This is a genomic window from Ornithobacterium rhinotracheale DSM 15997 (assembly GCF_000265465.1).
Taxonomy (GTDB): domain Bacteria; phylum Bacteroidota; class Bacteroidia; order Flavobacteriales; family Weeksellaceae; genus Ornithobacterium; species Ornithobacterium rhinotracheale.
Genome location: NC_018016.1, coordinates 996,879 through 1,015,839, shown reverse-complemented (window position 1 = coordinate 1,015,839; position 18,961 = coordinate 996,879). Strand labels below are relative to the sequence as shown.

The window sequence follows — 18,961 nt, the reverse complement described above, 5'->3', positions numbered from 1 at the left end:
AATTTAAATTTTAACATATGATGAGGAAATTCAATTTAAGCAAAAAAATAGCTTTAATTCTATTTTTATGCGTAACGACATTAAGTTTTGCTCAACAAAAGAAACACATTGCAGAACAAGAAGGCTTGGCGGGATTTTGGGTACAAATGATTCCTTATGATTATCAAGGAGACGCAAGAATTATGCGCAGCGGACAAAACAAAATTATGAATCCAGACGGCACTTTTTATTGTTTTCTCACAGACAATAAAGGGGTTCAAGGGATATCTTTCTACGGAAACTATAATGTTACTTCGGACAGCACCTATGTTGAGCATATCGTGAATAGTGTAAATCCCAAATCTGTAAACACCACTTCTGATTTAAAATATAAATTTTTAACTAAAGATGTTTTATTGATTTCATTTAAAAACAATAGTTTTAAAAACGGCAAAGAAATCAGCGAAATTTGGTTCAGAGCTAAACAATTAAATACTCCATTTTTATTGCCTAAACAAGAAGAAACGGAGGCTGTGTTAAGAAAAATTCTTTCTCAATCCGCTAAATAAAAATTAAAAAAACAATCAAATACAAAAAGATGACTTATCGGTCATCTTTTTTTGTACACACTTTTTTACATTTGCACTATGCTACTACAAGATAAATTAAAAGGTTTTAAGCTGATTTTAGGCTCTCAATCGCCACGCAGAGAAGAATTGTTGCGCGGGCTGTGTTTAGACTTTAAAACGCAGCCATTACACGCCGATGAGTCTTATTCTGCCGAACTAAAGGCTGAAAACATCACCGAATTTCTATGCCGTGTAAAAGCCGAAGCGTTTCAATTTAATCACGAAAAACAAATTTTAATCACTGCCGATACCATTGTTTGGCTTAAAGATCGTGCGCTAGAAAAACCTAAAAATAGGGGAGAGGCGATTGCCATGCTCAAGGCACTCAGTGGCAAAACACACGAAGTCATCAGCTCGGTAGGAATCACCTCAACCGAGAAACAAATCGTGTTTTCAGACAAGACCAAGGTGCAATTTTCTGCTTTAAATGATGAAGAAATTGAATTTTATGTCGATACCTTTCATCCGTTTGACAAAGCGGGTGCCTATGGCGTGCAAGAATGGATAGGCTATGTGGGCGTGGAAAAATTAGAAGGTAGCTACTTCACCGTAATGGGCCTGCCCGTGCACCGATTGTACCAAGCTTTGAAAGATTTTTAGTGTAAATCAATGATTTACATTTTTTAAATAGTTTTTGTAATTAATATTATTTTTTCTGTTAAATTATTTGTAAGGTTCATTTTTTTGTATACCTTTGGTATATGCTATTGTGAAGAGGCTATTGTGATTAGGGAGGCATTGAGATAAAAAACTCTAACCCTAAATATTTTAAAAATGTCTAAAAAAACATGGAAAGTTCTAGTTCTAGCCTCAGAGCAGGAACTTGACTACGAAGCCTCTCGACTAAAAGACCTTACCTACCGTATCGCCGAGTCGGGATTTGAAATTTTTGAACTTTACTCCCTAGAGAGTCTAGAAAGTAGATGTACCACGCAAAGAGAAATCGTGGGCGTAATTATTGATTGGCGTTTAGAGGAAGAGCAACAAGCTAAAGAAAGAGTTTTAGAAAGTCTGAGAAAGAAATTTTCTAATCTTCCTATTTTTATCATTGCAGAAAGAGTATCAGCCGAAGAGCTTTCTTACGAATTATTAGGTTCTGTAACAGGCTACTATTGGCTTGATGACGACACTATCAACTTTATGGCAGGGCGCATAAGCCATGAGATCAATGCTTATATTGATGGTATATATCCTCCTTTTTTCAGAGCACTGAAAAAATATGTAGAAACCTACAAATATGCATGGCACACTCCTGGGCATATGGGGGGGCGAAGGTTTCTTGAAAAGTCCTGCTGGTGTGGCTTTTTATGAATTTTTCGGAGAAAATGTAATGCGTTCCGATCTTTCGATTTCGGTACCAGAACTGGGATCCTTGCTAGACCATAGCGGTGTGGTAAACGAATCTGAAAAACTTGCCGAAAAAACATTTGGCTCTGATTTAACTTATTATGTACTAAACGGAACCTCAACGGCTAATCAAATCATTTGGCACGGGCGAGTTACGCATTCAGACCTAGCTTTGGTAGATAGAAACTGCCACAAATCGCTTAACTATGCCATGGTGATTACAGGAGCCATTCCTGTGTATATGAAGCCTAGAAGAAATGCGCTAGGAATCATAGGACCTGTGAGACTTTCTGAATTTTCGAAAGAATCTGGGCTCGAAAAGATTAAAAATAGTGATTTAATCGAGGAAGGAGACGACAGAACTACCTACAAAATGTCGGCACTTACCAATTCCACTTACGATGGAATTTGCTACAATGTGACCAAAATTAAAAATCAATTGGAAGACCATGTAGAAAATCTACATTTTGACGAAGCTTGGTATGCTTATGCTAAATTCCACCCTGTGTACAAAGGCTTCTTTGGTATGTCTGATGAAAATTGTGTAGGCTACCATCCACCTATTTTCTGTTCGCAATCTACCCACAAATTACTCACCGCATTTTCTCAAGCCTCTATGATTCATATAAAACAAGGTTCATCTACGCACATTTTGCCAGATGAATTCAACGAAGCCTAGTATGATGCACGGCTCTACTTCTCCAAACTACGCCATGATTGCATCGCTTGATGTTGCCTCTCAGATGATGTCTCAAGATGGATTGCAGATGAGTGAGGATAATATTTTGGCCGCTGTGGAATTAAGACAAAAAGTCCAAAATATATTTAAAAAATATGCCGAACACCAAGATTGGTTCTTTAGACTTTGGCAACCATCTAAAGTAGAAATCAATGGTACTCATGTAGATTTTGAAAAAGCAGAACCTAGAGATTTAGTAGACCATCAATCCGCTTGGATATTAAATAAAACATACAACTGGCACGGGTTTGAGGATATAGAAGAAGACTTCATCATGCTAGATCCTATCAAGCTCACCTTCGTAACTCCTGGTGTGAGAATGGACGGCACCTACGAAGAGCAAGGAATCCCTGCTGGAATCGTAACCGATTATTTAATCCAAAAAGGAATCGTGGTCGAGAAAACCGACACTTATTCATTCCTAATGTTGCATTCATTCGGTACCACAAAAGGAAAACAAGGGGAATTGCTTGCCGAGCTACTCAACTTTAAACACGACTACGAAAGAAATATTCCTATTAAGGACATTTTCCCTTATCTACTAGATTACGACAAGAGATACCAAGATATGAGACTAAAAGATTTATGTAATGAAATGCACCATTTCTTTAAACAAACTAATTTCCTAGAAACCATGCACATGGCTTTTGAAAAATTACCAAAACAAGAAATGGAACCAGCCAAAGCATATGAACTTTTGGTTCAAAACAAATCTGAATATCTCTATCTAGACCAAATGATAGGCCGCATTCCTGCCGTGATGATTGTGCCTTATCCTCCAGGAATCCCTGTGATGATGGGCGGCGAATTGCTTGATCAAGATAGTATTGCAATCTACCACTATCTCAAAACACTAGAATCTTTTGAAAACCGATTCAAAGGCTATGAAAAAGACATTCACGGTGTGGAAAGAGACGAAGTAGATGGCGTGATCTACTACAAAATCCTTTGCTTAAAACAACAATAAAAACCCTAATATCATGAAAATTAAAAGACACCACAAAAATGCGAAAATTGATCGCACAGCCATCAGTATATACGATAATTACTGCGATGGCTATGGTGCAGCTGGCAACGAAGGAAACGGCTATGTTTCTGTACTAAAAGTTTCGGTGGGCGAAGTAGAAAAGACAGATGATTTACTGCTAGATGGGATAGTGGCTTATGATCGGGCAGAAGCCAATGATGCTTATGTAGGGCAAATCAATATGCTTACCGCTTCGTCATTTTGCGGAATCGCTGGACAAATTTGGGGCTATGATTTAGCCACCTCAGATACCATAGAAGATGAGAAAGAAGAACCCGTTTTTGTTGCTAAACAATACGATGGTTCCGATTTACCCGTGTATGATGCGGCTCCGTTGTTAAAAGCAGGAATTTCACTCTTCGGGACAGAGAAAAACAGAGTTTTCCCTCCTGTTCCTGGCGGACACATTATTTGTGCCAATAAAAGCACCACAGTTTTTAGACCCAAAGACAGAAAGCCACAAGGCGACGGAGAAGCCTATGGCGTATGGAGTTTTATCGCCATTTCTATTACCAAAGACAGAGAAAATTCTGCCGATTTGTTCATAGAAGATGCAGGTGCTTGGACTCAAGATGATAATCCAGAAAACCTAAAAGCATTTCTAGAAGAACATCGCAAAAAAGTAGTTTGGTCTATTGTAGCATGTGGCGAAGATCAAGATGTTGTGTACTCAAGAACCTACATCGGATTTGCCTACTTGATCATGACACCGGGCTATGTGGGAACAGCTCTCACTTGTGCTCCATATGTTTCTTTAGCTAAAAATGCAATTCCTGCAAAAGGCTTCCATCAGTTAAACGATATGAGACTATCTGAATGGGAAGAAAGTATTAAATCTTAAAATTAAAAATCATGAGCGACGATTCTAAAAAAATTGGTTTAATAGGGCTTATTGCCATGGTAATAGGTTCTATGATTGGGGGTGGAATATTCAACATCACTCAAAACATGGCACAGAATTCTGCACTAGGGCCTGTAATTATTGCTTGGATAATTACAGCCGTGGGAATGCTTGCCTTGGCATTTACTTTCAAATTTTTATCAGACCAAAGACCTGATTTATCCAATGGTATTTATTCCTATGCAAGAGAAGGCTTTGGCAACTATGTTGGTTTCAACTCCGCATGGGGATATTGGATTGCCTCCGCAACAGGAAATGTTGCCTTTGCAGTAATGCTAAACGATGCTGTGGGGAGATTTTATCCCGTATTGCTCAATCATGGCTGGCAAACAGTGGTATTTGGAACAGTGCTAATTTGGTTTTATAACTTTCTGGTGCTAAGAGGTGTAAAACAAGCCGCTAGTATAAACACCATCACGGTAGTGGCTAAATTCATTACCATCTTGGTCATCATCATTGCAATGATTGTGTTCTTCAATATCAAAACTTTTGACTTTGATATTTGGGGCAAATCCCTTGATTTAGGAAGTATTGGTGCACAAGTAAAAGCCCCTATGCTGGTAACACTCTGGTGTTTCATAGGTATTGAAGGTGCCGTCGTTATTTCAGGTAGAGCTAAAAAACCTTCTCAAGTAGGTATTGCAACCATTATAGGTTTTGTAGTAGCATTGTTGCTATATGTGATTTTAAGCGTTTTAGCCTACGGAATTATGCACCAACCAGAATTGGCAAAACTTACTGATCCTTCTACAGGCTATGTATTGCAACAAGCAGCAGGCGGCTGGTTTGTGGATTTCGTAAATATCGCCGTAATCATCTCCGTAGGTGGTGCTTGGGTAGCATGGACAATCTTAGTGGCAGAGGTACCTTACACCGCTGCTTTAGACAAAAACTTGCCTAAAATCTTTGCACGAGAAAATGATAAACAAGTGCCAAGTGCAGCATTATATATCTCAAGTGTGGTGATGACTATCTTTATGATACTCGTAGTTACCGCCAAAAATGTGTACGATGCAGCTATTGATATTACAGGAGTAATCATTCTACCATCTTATCTATTCAGTTCCATGTTCTTGTGGAAATCAGCACAGAATAAAACTGTTTTTAAAGACAATAGCAAGCGTCGCAATTTAGGACTATTTGTAGGGATTTGTTCCACCATCTATTGCTTATGGTTGCTCTATGCTGGAGGATTAGATTATTTACTAATCACTTCTGTGATTTACGCCATCGGTATCATTTTCTTCTGGTATGCACGCAAGGAACAAAAATTAAACGAACCGATTTTTAAATCATATGAAAAATGGCTGGCAATAATTTTAGTCATTTTAGCCATTATTTCAATTATTTTAATCATCATGGGTAAAGTTAAATTCTAATCATCAAAAAATTATTTAAAAATGAAAAAACACACTTATAGAGTAGGGCAGTGGCTACCACAGGATCAAGAGTTCTTAACCGATTGGATGAATCAACTCTGCGATGAGGTAGAAAAAGAAAAACAATCGTTGTTGCCTCCTGTGCAAGATTTAAAAGATTTAATCGAGAGCGATCGCCATATTTTTAACTTGGCACAAGCCATGTTCGATGAGATTCCTTTAAAGTATAAAAACACGCCCATCAACACACCACAAGTTCGTGATTATGAGCATATGCTTGATTTAATCAATGCCGTGCTCACTCGCCCCATGGAGTTTAATACAACAGGACTTGTAGGATTCCCGATCAATGCCATTTTAGACTGGCCTATGGCAACTGCTGCGGGCTATGTTTTCTTTATGAACGAAAAAGTGAATAAGAAAATCAAAGCCATTTTGGATTATTGGGGAAAATATCTACAATCCGAAGATTCTGTTTCAGCACTGAATACAAGTAGCACAGGCTGGCTTTGTCCGCTTGCGCTCGAAAGTATGAGCAAAGCAGCTTATGGCGATAATTTTCTTGAATTATTTGATTGCAAATCAGATAAAATCGAAGAAAAATATGGTTTTAAATCTTGGGACGAATTTTTCACAAGAACCTTCAAAGAAGGCGTGCGACCTGTGGCAGAGCCTGGCAATAACGATGTTATAGCCAATGCCTGTGAATCTGCACCATACAGACTGGAGAAAAATGTACCTTTAAAAGCTAAATTCTGGATCAAAGGGCAACCTTATTCTCTACAAGACATGATGGATAATGATGAACTGGCTCAACAATTTGCCGACGGAACCGTTTATCAAGCCTTTTTAAGTGCTTTAAGCTATCACCGCTGGCATTCACCTGTGAGTGGTAAAATCGTGAAAGCATACAATGTCTATGGCAGTTATTATTCAGAAAACTATTACGAGGGATTCCATAGCAAAGATGGAAAGGCAGACCCATCTGCCCCAAACGACTCCCAAGCCTATATCACAGAAGTAGCCTCTAGAGCCATCATCTTTATCGAAGCAGATAATCCAAAAATAGGATTAATGTGCTTTATTGCAGTAGGTATGGCAGAAGTTTCTTCTAATGAAATCACTGTGAAAGAGGGACAACATGTAGAGAAAGGCGAACAGCTCGGAATGTTCCATTTCGGAGGCTCTACACACTGTTTAATCTTTAGAAAAGGAGTAGAAATCGATTGGGATTTGCATGGACAAACACCTAGTTTAGATAGCGAAAATATTCCAGTTCATTCAAAAATTGGAGTAGTAAAATAACTTTTTGTGAACTTTTTTCTATGCTAAAAAGCTTGCTTCAAAATTTGAAGCAAGCTTTTAACTTTTTTATCTTTACGCAAACTTTTAAGATTTCTGTTTTTCTTTCTCTCTAATTTCCGCCTCTAGCTCCTCCAGAACAGGCTTTATTGTGCTTTCTGGTAGTTCAGAGATTCGAATATACATGAGCCCATCTATCGCATCATTGAATTTAGGATCCACATTAAAGGCGATGACTTTGGCATTTTGCTTAATGTATTTTTTAATTAAAACAGGCAAGCGTAATGCATTTGGCTCGAGCTCTTCAATGAGCTTATCAAATTTATTTAAATCCGCCTTAGCTTCATCAAAGATAAAATCCATATCTTGATCTTTGATTTTGGGTTTAAAAGCTCTTCGTGGTCTCACATATTGCGCCACATATGGATCATAAAAATATGATTGCATAAACTCAATCATCAACGCCTTAGAAAACTGCGAAAATTGATTGCTAATGCTCACACCTCCTAAGATAAATTTATGCTCAGGATTGCGCAAGGCTACATGCACGATTCCACGCCAAAGCAAAAATAGTGGCATAGGTTTCTGCTGGTATTCTGGCACCACAAAGGCACGCCCCATCTCGATACATTTTCTGAAAAATGGCTGAATCTCTGGCTCAAAATGGAATAATTCGCTGATGTAAAAACCTTTAATTCCGTAATTTTTATAAATCTCATTTCCCAATCCCATACGATAAGCTCCCGCAATTTTATTCTCTTGTGTATCCCACAAAATCAAGTGATTGTAATGCTTATCAAATCGGTCGGTATCGGTTTCCTTATTGGTTCCTTCTCCCACTAGTCTAAAAGTGATTTCGCGCAAACGACCGATTTCACGCATTAGCTTCGGAATACTTTTAAAATCACAGAAATAGCATTCATATCGGCTATTGCTAAACAAAAGTGCCTCGGTCTGGCGTAATTTTTCTACCTCGTGCACCAATTCCTCAGTAGGCGTTTCGCGAATGATGTTTTTTACGCTTTTTGGGCGGCTCGGGATAGAGCTTTTAATCGTTTGTGTAATGTTCTTTTTAGGCTCGTATGAGGAGGCTAAAACAAAGGTTTTTTTGGTTAAGAAATTAGTAAATTCCTCAATCGTATCAAACTCTTCTTGCTGTTTTACCGTAATTGGTTTTCCAATTCTTAATTGAATTGGTTTTAGTCTTGTTTTTAATAATTCTTTGGGCAAAAGTGCCGTTTGCAAATCTGGGTGCAGTTTTTTAAGATTATAAAAACGCTTGCTATTTCGCGCGTTAAAATACATTGGAATAATCGGCACGCCCGCTTTTTTAATCAGTTTCATAATCGGTTTTTGCCAAGGTTTGTCTACAATTTCGCCCTGTGCATTTTTATACGAAACTTCTCCCGCTGGGAACACACCGATCGGATGCCCTTGCTGCAAATATTCCAATGCCGCTTTCATTCCCAAAAGACTATTTTTTACATCTTTGCGGGTTTCAAACGGATTTACAGGAAAAATTTTTTCTGATAATGGTTCTATTTTTTGGAGCAGAAAATTGGCTATAATTTTAAAATCTGGACGAAGTTCCGAAAGGATTTTAAGCATAATAATCCCGTCTAACCCGCCCAGCGGATGATTGGATACTACGACAAAAGGACCTTCCTTAGGAATCCTTGCAAGCTCCTCGTCTTGCACCTCGTAGGTGATTGCCAAATCTTTGAGCAAATTGGTCTCAAACGCAGGGCTGGACAAATCTTTATTGGCATCATAAATACTGTTTAATTTTTTGAAATCCAGCATTCTATGCATCATAAAGGCAAGAGGCTGCCCTACAACTCCAAACTTTTGTAATCCAGAAACTTGTGCTATGTCTTTTACAGAAATTAAACTCATTTTTCTTCTTTTACCACTAATTGCAAGGTATTGATTGCAGCTTGTCTCACGATGGCTTTATCGTGATTTGGAATAATATTTTCGCTATCTTTTTGCGCGTGTCTTATGGTGTAGAGTGTGCAATCTGTTACCGTAGAAACTTTATATTTTTGGTTTAAATCCTCGATTAATTGTTCCAAATTATGGAATTTATCCTCGATACAAAGTAGCAAACTAATCGCTGAAATTTGAATCAAATTAACTTTGATTTTGTTGTCTGAAAGTTTTTCGTACACATCTTTAATGATTTCCTCGTCGATGAAAGAGAAACTTTTGCTCGAAATACTTAATGTAATCTGATTTTTCTTCACGATATAGCACGGCACAAGTGGATCGAGACGCTTTCCTTGCTTAATCACCGAACCTGGCAAACTCGGATCTTCAAAACATTTTACATACAACGGAATGTTTTTGCTTTGCAGTGGTTGCAATGTCTTTGGGTGAATAACAGAAGCTCCATAATACGCAAGCTCAATCGCCTCTTCATAAGAGATTTCTTTCAAAATTTGTGTATTGCTAAAAACGCGTGGATCGGCATTTAATACCCCTTTTACATCTTTCCAAATGCTTAAACTATCGGCATTTAAGCAATAGGCAATGATAGCTCCTGTGTAATCGGAACCTTCACGCCCTAGGGTCGTGGTGAAGTTATTCTCGTCTGAGCCTATGAAACCTTGCGTAATGTATAATTTATCTTCGTCTAATCCTTTGAAGTTTTTTTCCGTTTTTTCCCAATCTACTTTTCCCTCTCGGTAGAAATTATTGGTTTTAATGTATTCTCGGGCATCGATCCATTGGTTTTCTATGCCTTTAAAATTTAAATAGGCACTGATGATTTTGGTTGAAAGTAATTCCCCAAGACTGATGACTTGATCGTACACAAAATCATATTTTGGTGATTTATTTAAACTCAAAAAAGTTTTCACCTCGGCAATAAGCTTTATAATTTGCTCAAAAACGGGATGAATCTCAGGAATCAATTCCTTGGCAATATTGATGTGAAAACGCTCAATTTCGTTTAATAATGAAAGATAATCTTCCTTATTTCTATATGCACTCACGACATCCTCCAGGGCATTGGTTGTTTTTCCCATTGCCGAAACGACCAAAAAACAATTCTGGTAGCCTGTGGCTTTTAAAACTTTTTCTACATTTTGTACATTGGTTGCATCTTTTACAGAAGCCCCACCAAATTTATAAATTTTCATTTTACTTAATATTAATTCGCAAATATATAAAAGATAAATTTAGAGCCTATATGATTTTTAGCCATATTTTGTAAGAAACTCTGTTTTTATGCACTTAAGGTTTCTTTACTTTTTATCTTAGAAAGACTAAAACTCGCGTTCTACATTATTTTTAAAATTAATTTTGAATTTATTTAATCAACAAAATAACTATTTATACCACGAGCTGTATTTCACATAATTATTGGCAATACGCTCAATTTCATTAGTTTTTAAATCCTCTGAAACTTCTTTGATCTTGCGTGCAGGCACGCCCGCCCACAATTCGCCTGTCTTAACATGCGTGTGTGGCGTGAGCACGGCACCTGCCGCGATAATTGCGTGAGATTCAATCAAGCAATCATCCATCACAATGGCACCCATTCCTATCAAAACATTGTCCTGAATGGTGCAACCATGCACAATAGCACTGTGCCCCACCGAAACATTATTGCCAATCGTGGTGGGATATTTCTGGTAGGTACAATGCACCACAGCATTATCCTGAATATTTACTTTGTTGCCAAGTTTTATAAAATTGACATCGCCACGCAACACGGCATTAAACCAAATACTACAATCATCGCCCATTTGTACATCGCCGATTAGCGTAGCTGTTTCAGCTAAAAATACATTTTTGCCCATTTTGGGCTGAATGCCATTTAATTCTTTTATTAAAGCCATAAGCAAATTTTGGGTTTAAGTTAAGTATTTTAAATGTAACTTTGCACACGATTTTTAATAAAAAAAGCATGAGAGTATATATAGAACAAACCCCACAAAAAAATATCATGAAGTTTGTTTGCGACAAAATTCTGACTTCTGGTAGCTACGAATACACAGCAGAAGACACTATTTTGAACTCGCCTATGGCAAAACAACTTTTTCTTTTTCCTTTTGTGAGAAGGGTATTTATCACCGCTAATTTTGTGGCGATTCAAAAAATGGAGGAAATCGATTGGGAAGATATCGCACAGGAATTAAAAGAATTAATCAACGATCATCTTGAAAATTCTACCATCATTATAGAAAAAGCTAAAAAAGTTCCCTACACGCTTTATGCCGAAATGACGCCAAATCCTAATGTGATGAAGTTTGTAGCCAATCAAGAAATCACACCGCAAATCGTGGAAGTGAAGAGTAGGGAAGAGGCTGCCCAAGTGCCCGTTGCAGTGGAATTGTATGAAAATTTTGATTTTGTGAAAGAAGTCTTTTTACAAGAAAATTTTCTTTCGGTTACGGCAGATCATAAAGTAGATTGGCAAATTAAGGCTTTAGAAATCCGTGAATTTTTGTTGAATTATCTACAAAGCGGCAAAACCATAGTGAAGAGCGATTATACAGCACCTAAAAACGAATGGGAAGAGCATTTGGAACAGAAGGTATATTCTGGTACCGAAAAAGAAATTCAGCGCGTTTTAGACCAATATATTCAGCCCGCAGTGGCAAATGATGGAGGAAACATTGCCCTTATTTCGTTTGACGAATCTACCAAAACTGCCAAAATGCTTTTGCAAGGTGCATGCAGCGGCTGTCCAAGCTCTACGATTACACTCAAAAACGGAATCGAAGCAATGCTTAAAGAAATGCTCCCAAATGTTGTGGAACATGTAGAAGCGATTAATGGATAAGAAAAAATGCTTAAATTCAATATTTTTTGATTAAAACAAAAATGCGCATCTCACGTGAGATGCGCATTTTTTATAAAACTAATGATTAATCTATTCACCAGCCTCAGCTTTAGCTTCAGCTTTCATTTTTTCGTTTGCTGTAATTGCAAATTCAACACGGCGGTTTCCAGCTCTGCCTTGTGGCGTATCGTTTGAATATCTTGGATCTTCTTTACCCATACCCACTACTGTCAAACGATTTTTTGCAATTCCGTTGCTTATCAAGAAATCAGCAACAGATTGAGCTCTTTTTTGAGACAATGGCTGGTTGTATGATTGAGAACCTACATTGTCTGTATAACCTACTACCATGATGTTTGTATCTGGATATTCTTTGAAAACTTTAATCACTTTAGCCAAGTTTTGTTTAGCTTCTGGAGTTAAAGATGATTTGTTATATTCAAATCTCACTTCAGAATTTTCGTCAAGAATTACTTGAATACCTTCCTCAGATCTCTTTACTTCGGCACCTGGCAAAGCTTGCCCGATTTCTTGTGCTTGCTTATCCATTTTTTTACCAATGATAGCTCCAGCAGAACCACCTACAACACCACCTACAATGGCTCCGAGGGCTCTGTTGTTTTTACCGATAAGAGCTCCTAAACCAGCTCCAGCTGCTGCACCTATGGCTGCACCTCTCTGGGAGTTGTTTGTGTTTTGTACAGCTTCACATCCTGTCAATAATAATCCTACAACAACGAGTATAGGTAATACTCTTAATTTTAATTTTTTCATTTTTATAAGTTTATTTACTAGTTTTTGTAAAGTAATAATCGATTATTGTTTTTTGATTTCCTACTGGCACTTCTTGAGATAGATGTGCTTGGTAATCTGAAATGTTTTCTACTTTTAATTTATAGCCTGTAAGCACATTTTTAGCTTTCTCTCCTGCAGCTATTCTTTTAAACCAGAAATAGTTTACGCCATTTTCATTAGTCATGTGCCAATTGATTTTATTTGGCTCGCTTGAACAAGAAACATTATTGAAAATATAATTTCCCGAATTATTATTTGCTACTAAATGCCAAGAGCTCCCAACAAAACAGCTTTGTGGTGCTTGATTAAACAAACTGGTGATTTGTATGCCTGCCTCACGAGGCGTAACAGATGTAAGTGTCCAATCTCCTCTAAAATCTTTGGCTGATTGCTTTGCTGCGTTTTGTGTTGGAGAACAAGAAGCAAAGAATGCAACAGATAGCATTAAGAGTAATACTTTTTTCATTTCTATTTTAATTTTAAAATTTATTTCTTCTTCATCACATAGATTAGGGAGGAGTACTGCTTGGTAAACATGGCTTTAAAATTTGAATACATGGCTACCAATGGTGCTCTCAAAATCCCAAATGTATTTTGCTTATATTTCTCTGAAAGTAGACTTACATAGAAAGCGTCAAAATACATTGGCTTTACTTGTTCTATAATCATGCCAAATTTTTTGGCTAAATATTTAATTGAAGTAGGGGAGAAGTGCCACAAATGTCTTGGTGCATCATAAGCCGCCCAATAGTTTTTGTAAAAATATGCATCATACGATTTATGATTGGGCAAAGCTAAAATGATTCTCCCGCCAGGGTTTAAACATTTTAATAATTCTGAAAGTATTAAATCATAATTGGGAATGTGCTCTAATACATGCCAAAGGGTGATAACATCGTATTTTTTGGTAAAAACCTCCGATTCTATTAGTAAATTATCGCCTATTTTGGGTTTTGCAAGTCTCACAGCATTGCTATTTGGCTCATAACCAAATGCTTGCACTCCATTATTTAATAATAATTCTACAAAATCGCCTGTTCCACAGCCATAATCAAGTGCTGTTTTGGGCTTTTGGGTCGAGAAAACAATATTTTTCTTATAAGCAAGATTATATTTTTTGACACGCTGATAGAGAATTTCAAAAAAAGAATTTTCACCATCGGTATGCGAAATATATTCTTTGCTATCATAATATTTATCTAGCTCGGTAGAGAAGGGGCGGGGCATGGTGCGCAACATCCCAGGCACTTCGTCATCTATCACGAGCGAAAATTTTTCTCCCGTTACCAAAAAATCCTTTACTTGATTATTTTTTAATTGTTCCACGTGAAACATTTTATTTTTTATCGACCTAAATGAATTAATAAAATACTAATGTCCGAAGGAGATACTCCACTGATTCTCGAAGCTTGTGCAATGGTTGCTGGTTTTATTTTTTGCAATTTTTGGCGACCTTCCATCGAGATGCTTTGAATTTGCATAAAATCGAAATCTTCTGGAATTTTCACATATTCTAGTCGATTTAACTTCATGGCATTTTCTTCTTCTTTTTTGATATATCCTTCGTACTTGATTTGAATTTCAGTTTGTTGCCAAGCTTCTTGATCAAATTCATTTTCTTGAAAATATTGTTGAAAGGCTTTTAAATCTTTTAAATCATCTAAACTGATTTCGGGGCGTTTCACAATTCCGTCCATTTTCATACTTTGAGAAATTGGATTTCCGCCTTTTTTATCTAAAATCGGGTTGATTTCTTCTGGCAACACAGAAGTATTCTGTATAAATTTAATCAATTGTGCAGTACGCTCATATTTTTGGTGCATGCGATCAAGGCGTGCTTGAGAGGCTAAACCTAAATCATAACCAAGTGGCGTTAATCTTTCATCAGCATTATCTTGTCTAAGCAAAATTCTAAATTCGGCACGAGAGGTAAACATGCGATATGGCTCCTCGGTTCCTTTGGTAATTAAATCATCTATTAAAACTCCTATATAGGCTTCGTTTCTTTTCAAAACAAAAGGCTCTCTCCCTTGTACTTTGAGTGCCGCATTGATTCCCGCCATTAAACCTTGACAAGCTGCTTCTTCATACCCTGTGGTTCCGTTGATTTGTCCTGCAAAATATAAATTCTCTATTAATTTAGTTTCGAGTGTATGTTTTAATTGAGTAGGAGGGAAGTAGTCGTACTCTATTGCATAACCTGGTCTAAAGATTTTTGCGTTTTCAAATCCTGGAATTTTACGCAAAGCTTCGGCTTGCACTTCTTCTGGCAAGGAGGTTGAAAATCCATTGACATAAACTTCGATGGTTTCCCAGCCTTCGGGTTCCACAAAAATTTGATGTCTATCGCGGTGAGAAAAACGATTAATTTTATCTTCAATCGACGGGCAATATCTAGGACCTACACTTTCTATCGTTCCATTGAACATAGGCGAACGATCGAATCCTGAACGCAAAATTTCATGCACCTCAGGATTGGTATAAGTCATATAGCAGGAACGCTGTTTTTCTAATTTAGGGGTTTCGGTAAAAGAGAATTTTTGTGGATTTTCGTCACCAGGTTGCTCAATCATTTTAGAATAATCTAAACTTCTTGCATCCACGCGAGGGGGTGTTCCTGTTTTCATTCTTCCTGTTTCAAAACCTAATTCGGCTAATTGTTCTGTGATGCCGCGTGCAGCACCCTCTCCCATTCTTCCTCCACCGAATTGTTTTGTCCCAACATGGATTAAACCATTTAAAAAAGTACCATTGGTCAAGATTACAGATTTAGCTTTAATCTCTACACCAATATTTGTAACTACACCACAGATTTTTTGATTTTCGTCAAACAAAAGTCCTTTCACCATTTCTTGATAAAAGTCTAGATTTTCTGTTTGCTCAAGCATCAATCTCCATTTTTCTGCAAAACGCATGCGATCGGATTGTGCTCTTGGCGACCACATCGCAGGACCTTTGGACATGTTCAGCATCTTGTGCTGAATCATTGTGTAATCGGTAACAATTCCAGAATATCCACCGAGCGCATCTATCTCTCGAACGATTTGCCCTTTGGCTATCCCGCCCATGGCAGGATTACAAGACATTTGCCCTATGTTTTGCAAATTCATGGTTACAAGTAGCGTTTTACATCCCATATTGGCTGCAGCAGCTGCTGCCTCGCAACCAGCATGCCCACCACCTACAACTATAACATCGTATGCTTGAGTAAAAATCATAATTCAATAGTATTTTAAAAAAATGTTCCACGTGGAACATTGATATATTACCGCGTGGAATATTTTGCAAAGATAGGTATAAAATGAATATTTTATTTCTATTTTTAAATGCTTTTTAATCTATTAAAACCAATAACCTAATGATACATATGGTATCACTTTGCCATATTGTGGAGAATAACTTAAAGTGCCTGAAAGTGGACCAAAGGGACTATCGTAACTGTAAGTAACTCCATAACCTTGGTATTTATAGTCTACAAAGTTTAAATCTTTTAATTTATCTGCAATGGAAAGTATATTAGCATTGATTGATAAATAATTTTTCTTTAAAAACTTGTATTGCACTCCTCCTCTTAATTCAAACATACTTCCTGTTACGAGAGAACCGTAATTTAAACCATAAAAAGGAGATGAGTTTAATATTAATTGCTGTTGCAATCCGCCTATATTAAAGTTTAATCCGTTTGGAATATTGGTAGACGAAAAATAGGTATTGAACCTACCGCCTGTTTGAATAGCAAAGTGATCTCCCAAAGGAAAATTTAATTGAACATTGGATTTTAAATAAAGTGTTGGGTCAAAATCCTTTTCAGAAGATGCCACGATGTAGTGGATTTCGCCATCGAACATCATTCCCTTGGTAGGATAATATTTATGATCTCTATTGTCTATTTTCACGAAAGAGTAGGGTGTATAATAATGATTATTCACCAAGCTTTTGTTGGAATCATCATCAGATAAGTTTTGAGTTTCTATCTTCAGATATTGGTGTTCAAAACCTAATCCCACGGCATAGCGTTCCTTTAAAGTGGATTGTATGTAAAATTGATTTTTGAATGTTTTTACATCATAATTTAAGTTAGGCACTCCTACTTGCTTTAATCGGTTTAATACAGAAAATTGCTGAAATGCACTGTTTAGCCCAAAGCTTGGTTTGATACCATTGTCTACAAAATAATTTACATAATATCTGGGTTTATCTCCCACAACCAAATCTACAGAAAGGGTGGTATTAATACTTATGATATTTTTTGCCGTAAAATTTAAAAGCAGAGAAGATTTAAATAATTCATCGTAATGCAAACCTGCTTTTACATAAAGATTATCGGTATTTTCTACAATGTCTAGATAGAGAATGTTATTACCTTTTTCATCTTTTTCCAGTCTATTGTTTATTTCTTTGAAGTTTCCTGTGGAGTACAATGCGTTGATCCCTTTTAGAATCATGTCATATTTCACAGCTTGTGGAAACTTTATTCCCATTTTACCCAAAACATAGTTTTTGGTATAACTCTTAAGTCCAGAAATATTCACATCATCTACCAGATAGATATCGTCTATCAAAGAAATATTGGTTTCTCTTTTGTGTTTTCCTACGATTTTAGAAAGGCTATCAATTTGAGGTTTTATATCCAAAACAGCTTTTTTACCGATAGAAATCAATGTGTCTTTTGCCTCAAAATCCATGACAGAAAAACCTACAATATTTGGTTTTATAGCAATGTCTACTTTTTTTCTTTGCTCTTCGGTTTTAGATTCTATACCATAAGAAACGATTTGTTCTAAAATATTTGCGACATTTTTGATGTCTTTTTCTTTCATTAATCCTTCGCCTAAATCTACCCCGATGATGATGTCGGCTCCCATATCTTTTACCTCCTGCACGGGATAATTATTCACCACACCGCCATCTATATAAAAAGCAGAATCTATTTTCACAGGAGCAAAAAGAGTAGGGTAGGCACCTGATGCAAATACTACTTGGGGCAAAAAGCCTTCTTTAAATACTTTCTGCTTACCTGTTTCGAGATTGGTAGCTATACACAAAAACGGAATATTGAGTTGTGAAAAATCGTTGTTATCATGCGTATGTTGCAAGTATTTGACCAAGGTATTTAATGTTCCATGCCCTTTGGAAATAGATTTTGGCAACGATAATTTAAAATGATTGAAGGTAAGCGAAATCAAATATTTTTCTTCATACTGCTTTTGAAAGAAAGGAGCATCTTCACGATTTTGCTCATCATAGATAATCTTTTCAAAATCGATTTCTTTTAAAATTTTCTTTAAATCGCTTGCCGAATACCCCGAGGCATACAAACCTCCTACAATGGCACCCATACTTGTTCCACCGATGTAGTCTATCGGGATCTGTGCTTTTTCCAATTCCTCCAATACTCCCACATGGGCATATCCCTTGGCACCTCCTCCGCTTAAAACCAAACCAATTTTGGGTCTATTTTCCTGCGCATTTACCAAACTCAACAAAGCACAAAATAGTGCTAAAACATAATTTTTTCTCATTCGTTTAATTACTCTTCTTCGTCAGAATCATTAAAAATTAATTGTAAACATTCATCTTCTTTATTTCTCATTTCTTGTTCCTCTTCCTCAGTTTTATCCTTATAACCCATCATGTGCAGAAGTCCGTGTATCATAACACGCCCTAGTTCGGCTTCAAAATCTGAAGAATATTCAAAAGCATTGTCTGAAACACGATCTATACTTATAAAAATATCACCAGACAATACCTCCTCATCTCCATAATCAAAGGTGATAATATCTGTATAATAATCGTGGTCTAAATGTTTTTGGTTAATTGCTAAAAGATACTCATCATCACAAAATATATAATTGATATCTTCTATCTCATAACCATGTCTCTCGGCACAAGCATTTAGCCAATCTGCAAAAACTTGTGAATCTTCTAAAGTAAAATCTTCTGTTTCGGAAAAAAATTGAATCATAACTTTTAATTTTTATGTAAATATAAAGGAATAAATTGTTAAAAAACAAAGATTTAGTTATTATTTTTTCGCCGAAAATTGCTAAAATTCGTTCATAAAAAAATCT

General features: G+C 36.7%; 18 protein-coding genes. 9 read left to right on the top strand and 9 right to left on the bottom strand.

From position 1 onward, the window contains the following. The first annotated feature begins 17 nt into the window (after positions 1-17). The 8 genes from ORNRH_RS04705 to ORNRH_RS04680 all read left to right on the top strand — a co-directional run bounded on the left by ORNRH_RS04705 (position 18) and on the right by ORNRH_RS04680 (position 7,306). Positions 18-548 carry a DUF4488 domain-containing protein gene (locus ORNRH_RS04705; protein ID WP_036601330.1) on the top strand — a complete coding sequence of 177 codons (531 nt, stop codon included), beginning with the start codon at positions 18-20 and terminating at the stop codon, positions 546-548. Positions 549-626: 78 nt separating this feature from the next. Then, positions 627-1,208 carry a Maf family nucleotide pyrophosphatase gene (locus tag ORNRH_RS04700; RefSeq protein ID WP_014790759.1) on the top strand — a complete coding sequence of 194 codons (582 nt, stop codon included), beginning with the start codon at positions 627-629 and terminating at the stop codon, positions 1,206-1,208. A 174-nt stretch (positions 1,209-1,382) separates the two neighbouring features. Next, the gene (locus ORNRH_RS12450; protein WP_221403042.1) at positions 1,383-1,919 is read left to right on the top strand and encodes an Orn/Lys/Arg decarboxylase N-terminal domain-containing protein; all 537 of its coding nucleotides are present in this window, start codon (positions 1,383-1,385) and stop codon (positions 1,917-1,919) included. Next, positions 1,846-2,634, top strand: coding sequence for a PLP-dependent aminotransferase family protein (locus ORNRH_RS12445; protein ID WP_221403036.1), 789 nt, complete (start codon positions 1,846-1,848; stop codon positions 2,632-2,634). Before ORNRH_RS12450 ends, ORNRH_RS12445 begins: the two co-directional genes overlap by 74 nt. Further along, positions 2,615-3,661 (top strand): Orn/Lys/Arg family decarboxylase, encoded by a 1,047-nt coding sequence (locus ORNRH_RS12440; RefSeq protein WP_221403035.1) that lies wholly within the window; start codon positions 2,615-2,617, stop codon positions 3,659-3,661. The genes ORNRH_RS12445 and ORNRH_RS12440 overlap by 20 nt, the downstream gene beginning before the upstream one ends. Before the next feature lie 13 nt (positions 3,662-3,674). Next, positions 3,675-4,562, top strand: coding sequence for a histidine decarboxylase, pyruvoyl type (hdcA, locus tag ORNRH_RS04690; RefSeq protein ID WP_014790758.1), 888 nt, complete (start codon positions 3,675-3,677; stop codon positions 4,560-4,562). A gap of 11 nt (positions 4,563-4,573) precedes the next feature. Then, positions 4,574-6,001 carry a basic amino acid/polyamine antiporter gene (locus ORNRH_RS04685; protein ID WP_014790757.1) on the top strand — a complete coding sequence of 476 codons (1,428 nt, stop codon included), beginning with the start codon at positions 4,574-4,576 and terminating at the stop codon, positions 5,999-6,001. A gap of 21 nt (positions 6,002-6,022) precedes the next feature. Further along, positions 6,023-7,306: a phosphatidylserine decarboxylase family protein gene (locus ORNRH_RS04680; protein WP_014790756.1), complete on the top strand. Its 1,284-nt coding sequence runs from the start codon at positions 6,023-6,025 to the stop codon at positions 7,304-7,306. Between the two features lie 84 nt (positions 7,307-7,390). On the opposite strand, the gene ORNRH_RS04675 is transcribed toward ORNRH_RS04680, so the two are convergent. The 3 genes from ORNRH_RS04675 to ORNRH_RS04665 all read right to left on the bottom strand — a co-directional run bounded on the left by ORNRH_RS04675 (position 7,391) and on the right by ORNRH_RS04665 (position 11,148). After that, a complete protein-coding gene (locus ORNRH_RS04675; protein WP_014790755.1) occupies positions 7,391-9,199 on the bottom strand; it encodes a lysophospholipid acyltransferase family protein in 1,809 nt (602 codons plus the stop codon). Further along, positions 9,196-10,446, bottom strand: a complete 1,251-nt coding sequence (locus ORNRH_RS04670; RefSeq protein ID WP_014790754.1) for an aspartate kinase — start codon at positions 10,444-10,446, stop codon at positions 9,196-9,198. Before ORNRH_RS04670 ends, ORNRH_RS04675 begins: the two co-directional genes overlap by 4 nt. Before the next feature lie 189 nt (positions 10,447-10,635). Next, entirely contained in the window at positions 10,636-11,148 is a 513-nt protein-coding gene (locus ORNRH_RS04665) for a gamma carbonic anhydrase family protein (protein WP_014790753.1), read from the bottom strand. Between the two features lie 68 nt (positions 11,149-11,216). Between ORNRH_RS04665 and ORNRH_RS04660 the strand changes: the two genes are divergently transcribed. Further along, positions 11,217-12,095 carry a NifU family protein gene (locus ORNRH_RS04660; protein WP_014790752.1) on the top strand — a complete coding sequence of 293 codons (879 nt, stop codon included), beginning with the start codon at positions 11,217-11,219 and terminating at the stop codon, positions 12,093-12,095. Positions 12,096-12,185: 90 nt separating this feature from the next. Here the strand turns inward: ORNRH_RS04660 and ORNRH_RS04655 are convergent, their stop codons facing one another. The 6 genes from ORNRH_RS04655 to ybeY form a co-directional block, all read right to left on the bottom strand. Continuing rightward, entirely contained in the window at positions 12,186-12,869 is a 684-nt protein-coding gene (locus ORNRH_RS04655) for an OmpA family protein (protein ID WP_014790751.1), read from the bottom strand. Between the two features lie 10 nt (positions 12,870-12,879). Beyond that, complete coding sequence (locus ORNRH_RS11560) at positions 12,880-13,356, bottom strand: hypothetical protein (RefSeq protein ID WP_014790750.1); 477 nt, start codon at positions 13,354-13,356, stop codon at positions 12,880-12,882. 20 nt (positions 13,357-13,376) lie between these two features. Continuing rightward, complete coding sequence (locus ORNRH_RS04640) at positions 13,377-14,216, bottom strand: class I SAM-dependent methyltransferase (RefSeq protein WP_243925414.1); 840 nt, start codon at positions 14,214-14,216, stop codon at positions 13,377-13,379. Between the two features lie 17 nt (positions 14,217-14,233). Beyond that, entirely contained in the window at positions 14,234-16,108 is a 1,875-nt protein-coding gene (gene mnmG, locus ORNRH_RS04635) for a tRNA uridine-5-carboxymethylaminomethyl(34) synthesis enzyme MnmG (RefSeq protein WP_014790748.1), read from the bottom strand. 123 nt (positions 16,109-16,231) lie between these two features. Continuing rightward, positions 16,232-18,412 carry a patatin-like phospholipase family protein gene (locus ORNRH_RS04630; protein WP_014790747.1) on the bottom strand — a complete coding sequence of 727 codons (2,181 nt, stop codon included), beginning with the start codon at positions 18,410-18,412 and terminating at the stop codon, positions 16,232-16,234. Positions 18,413-18,420: 8 nt separating this feature from the next. Further along, positions 18,421-18,855 carry an rRNA maturation RNase YbeY gene (ybeY, locus tag ORNRH_RS04625; RefSeq protein ID WP_014790746.1) on the bottom strand — a complete coding sequence of 145 codons (435 nt, stop codon included), beginning with the start codon at positions 18,853-18,855 and terminating at the stop codon, positions 18,421-18,423. Positions 18,856-18,961 lie beyond the last annotated feature (106 nt).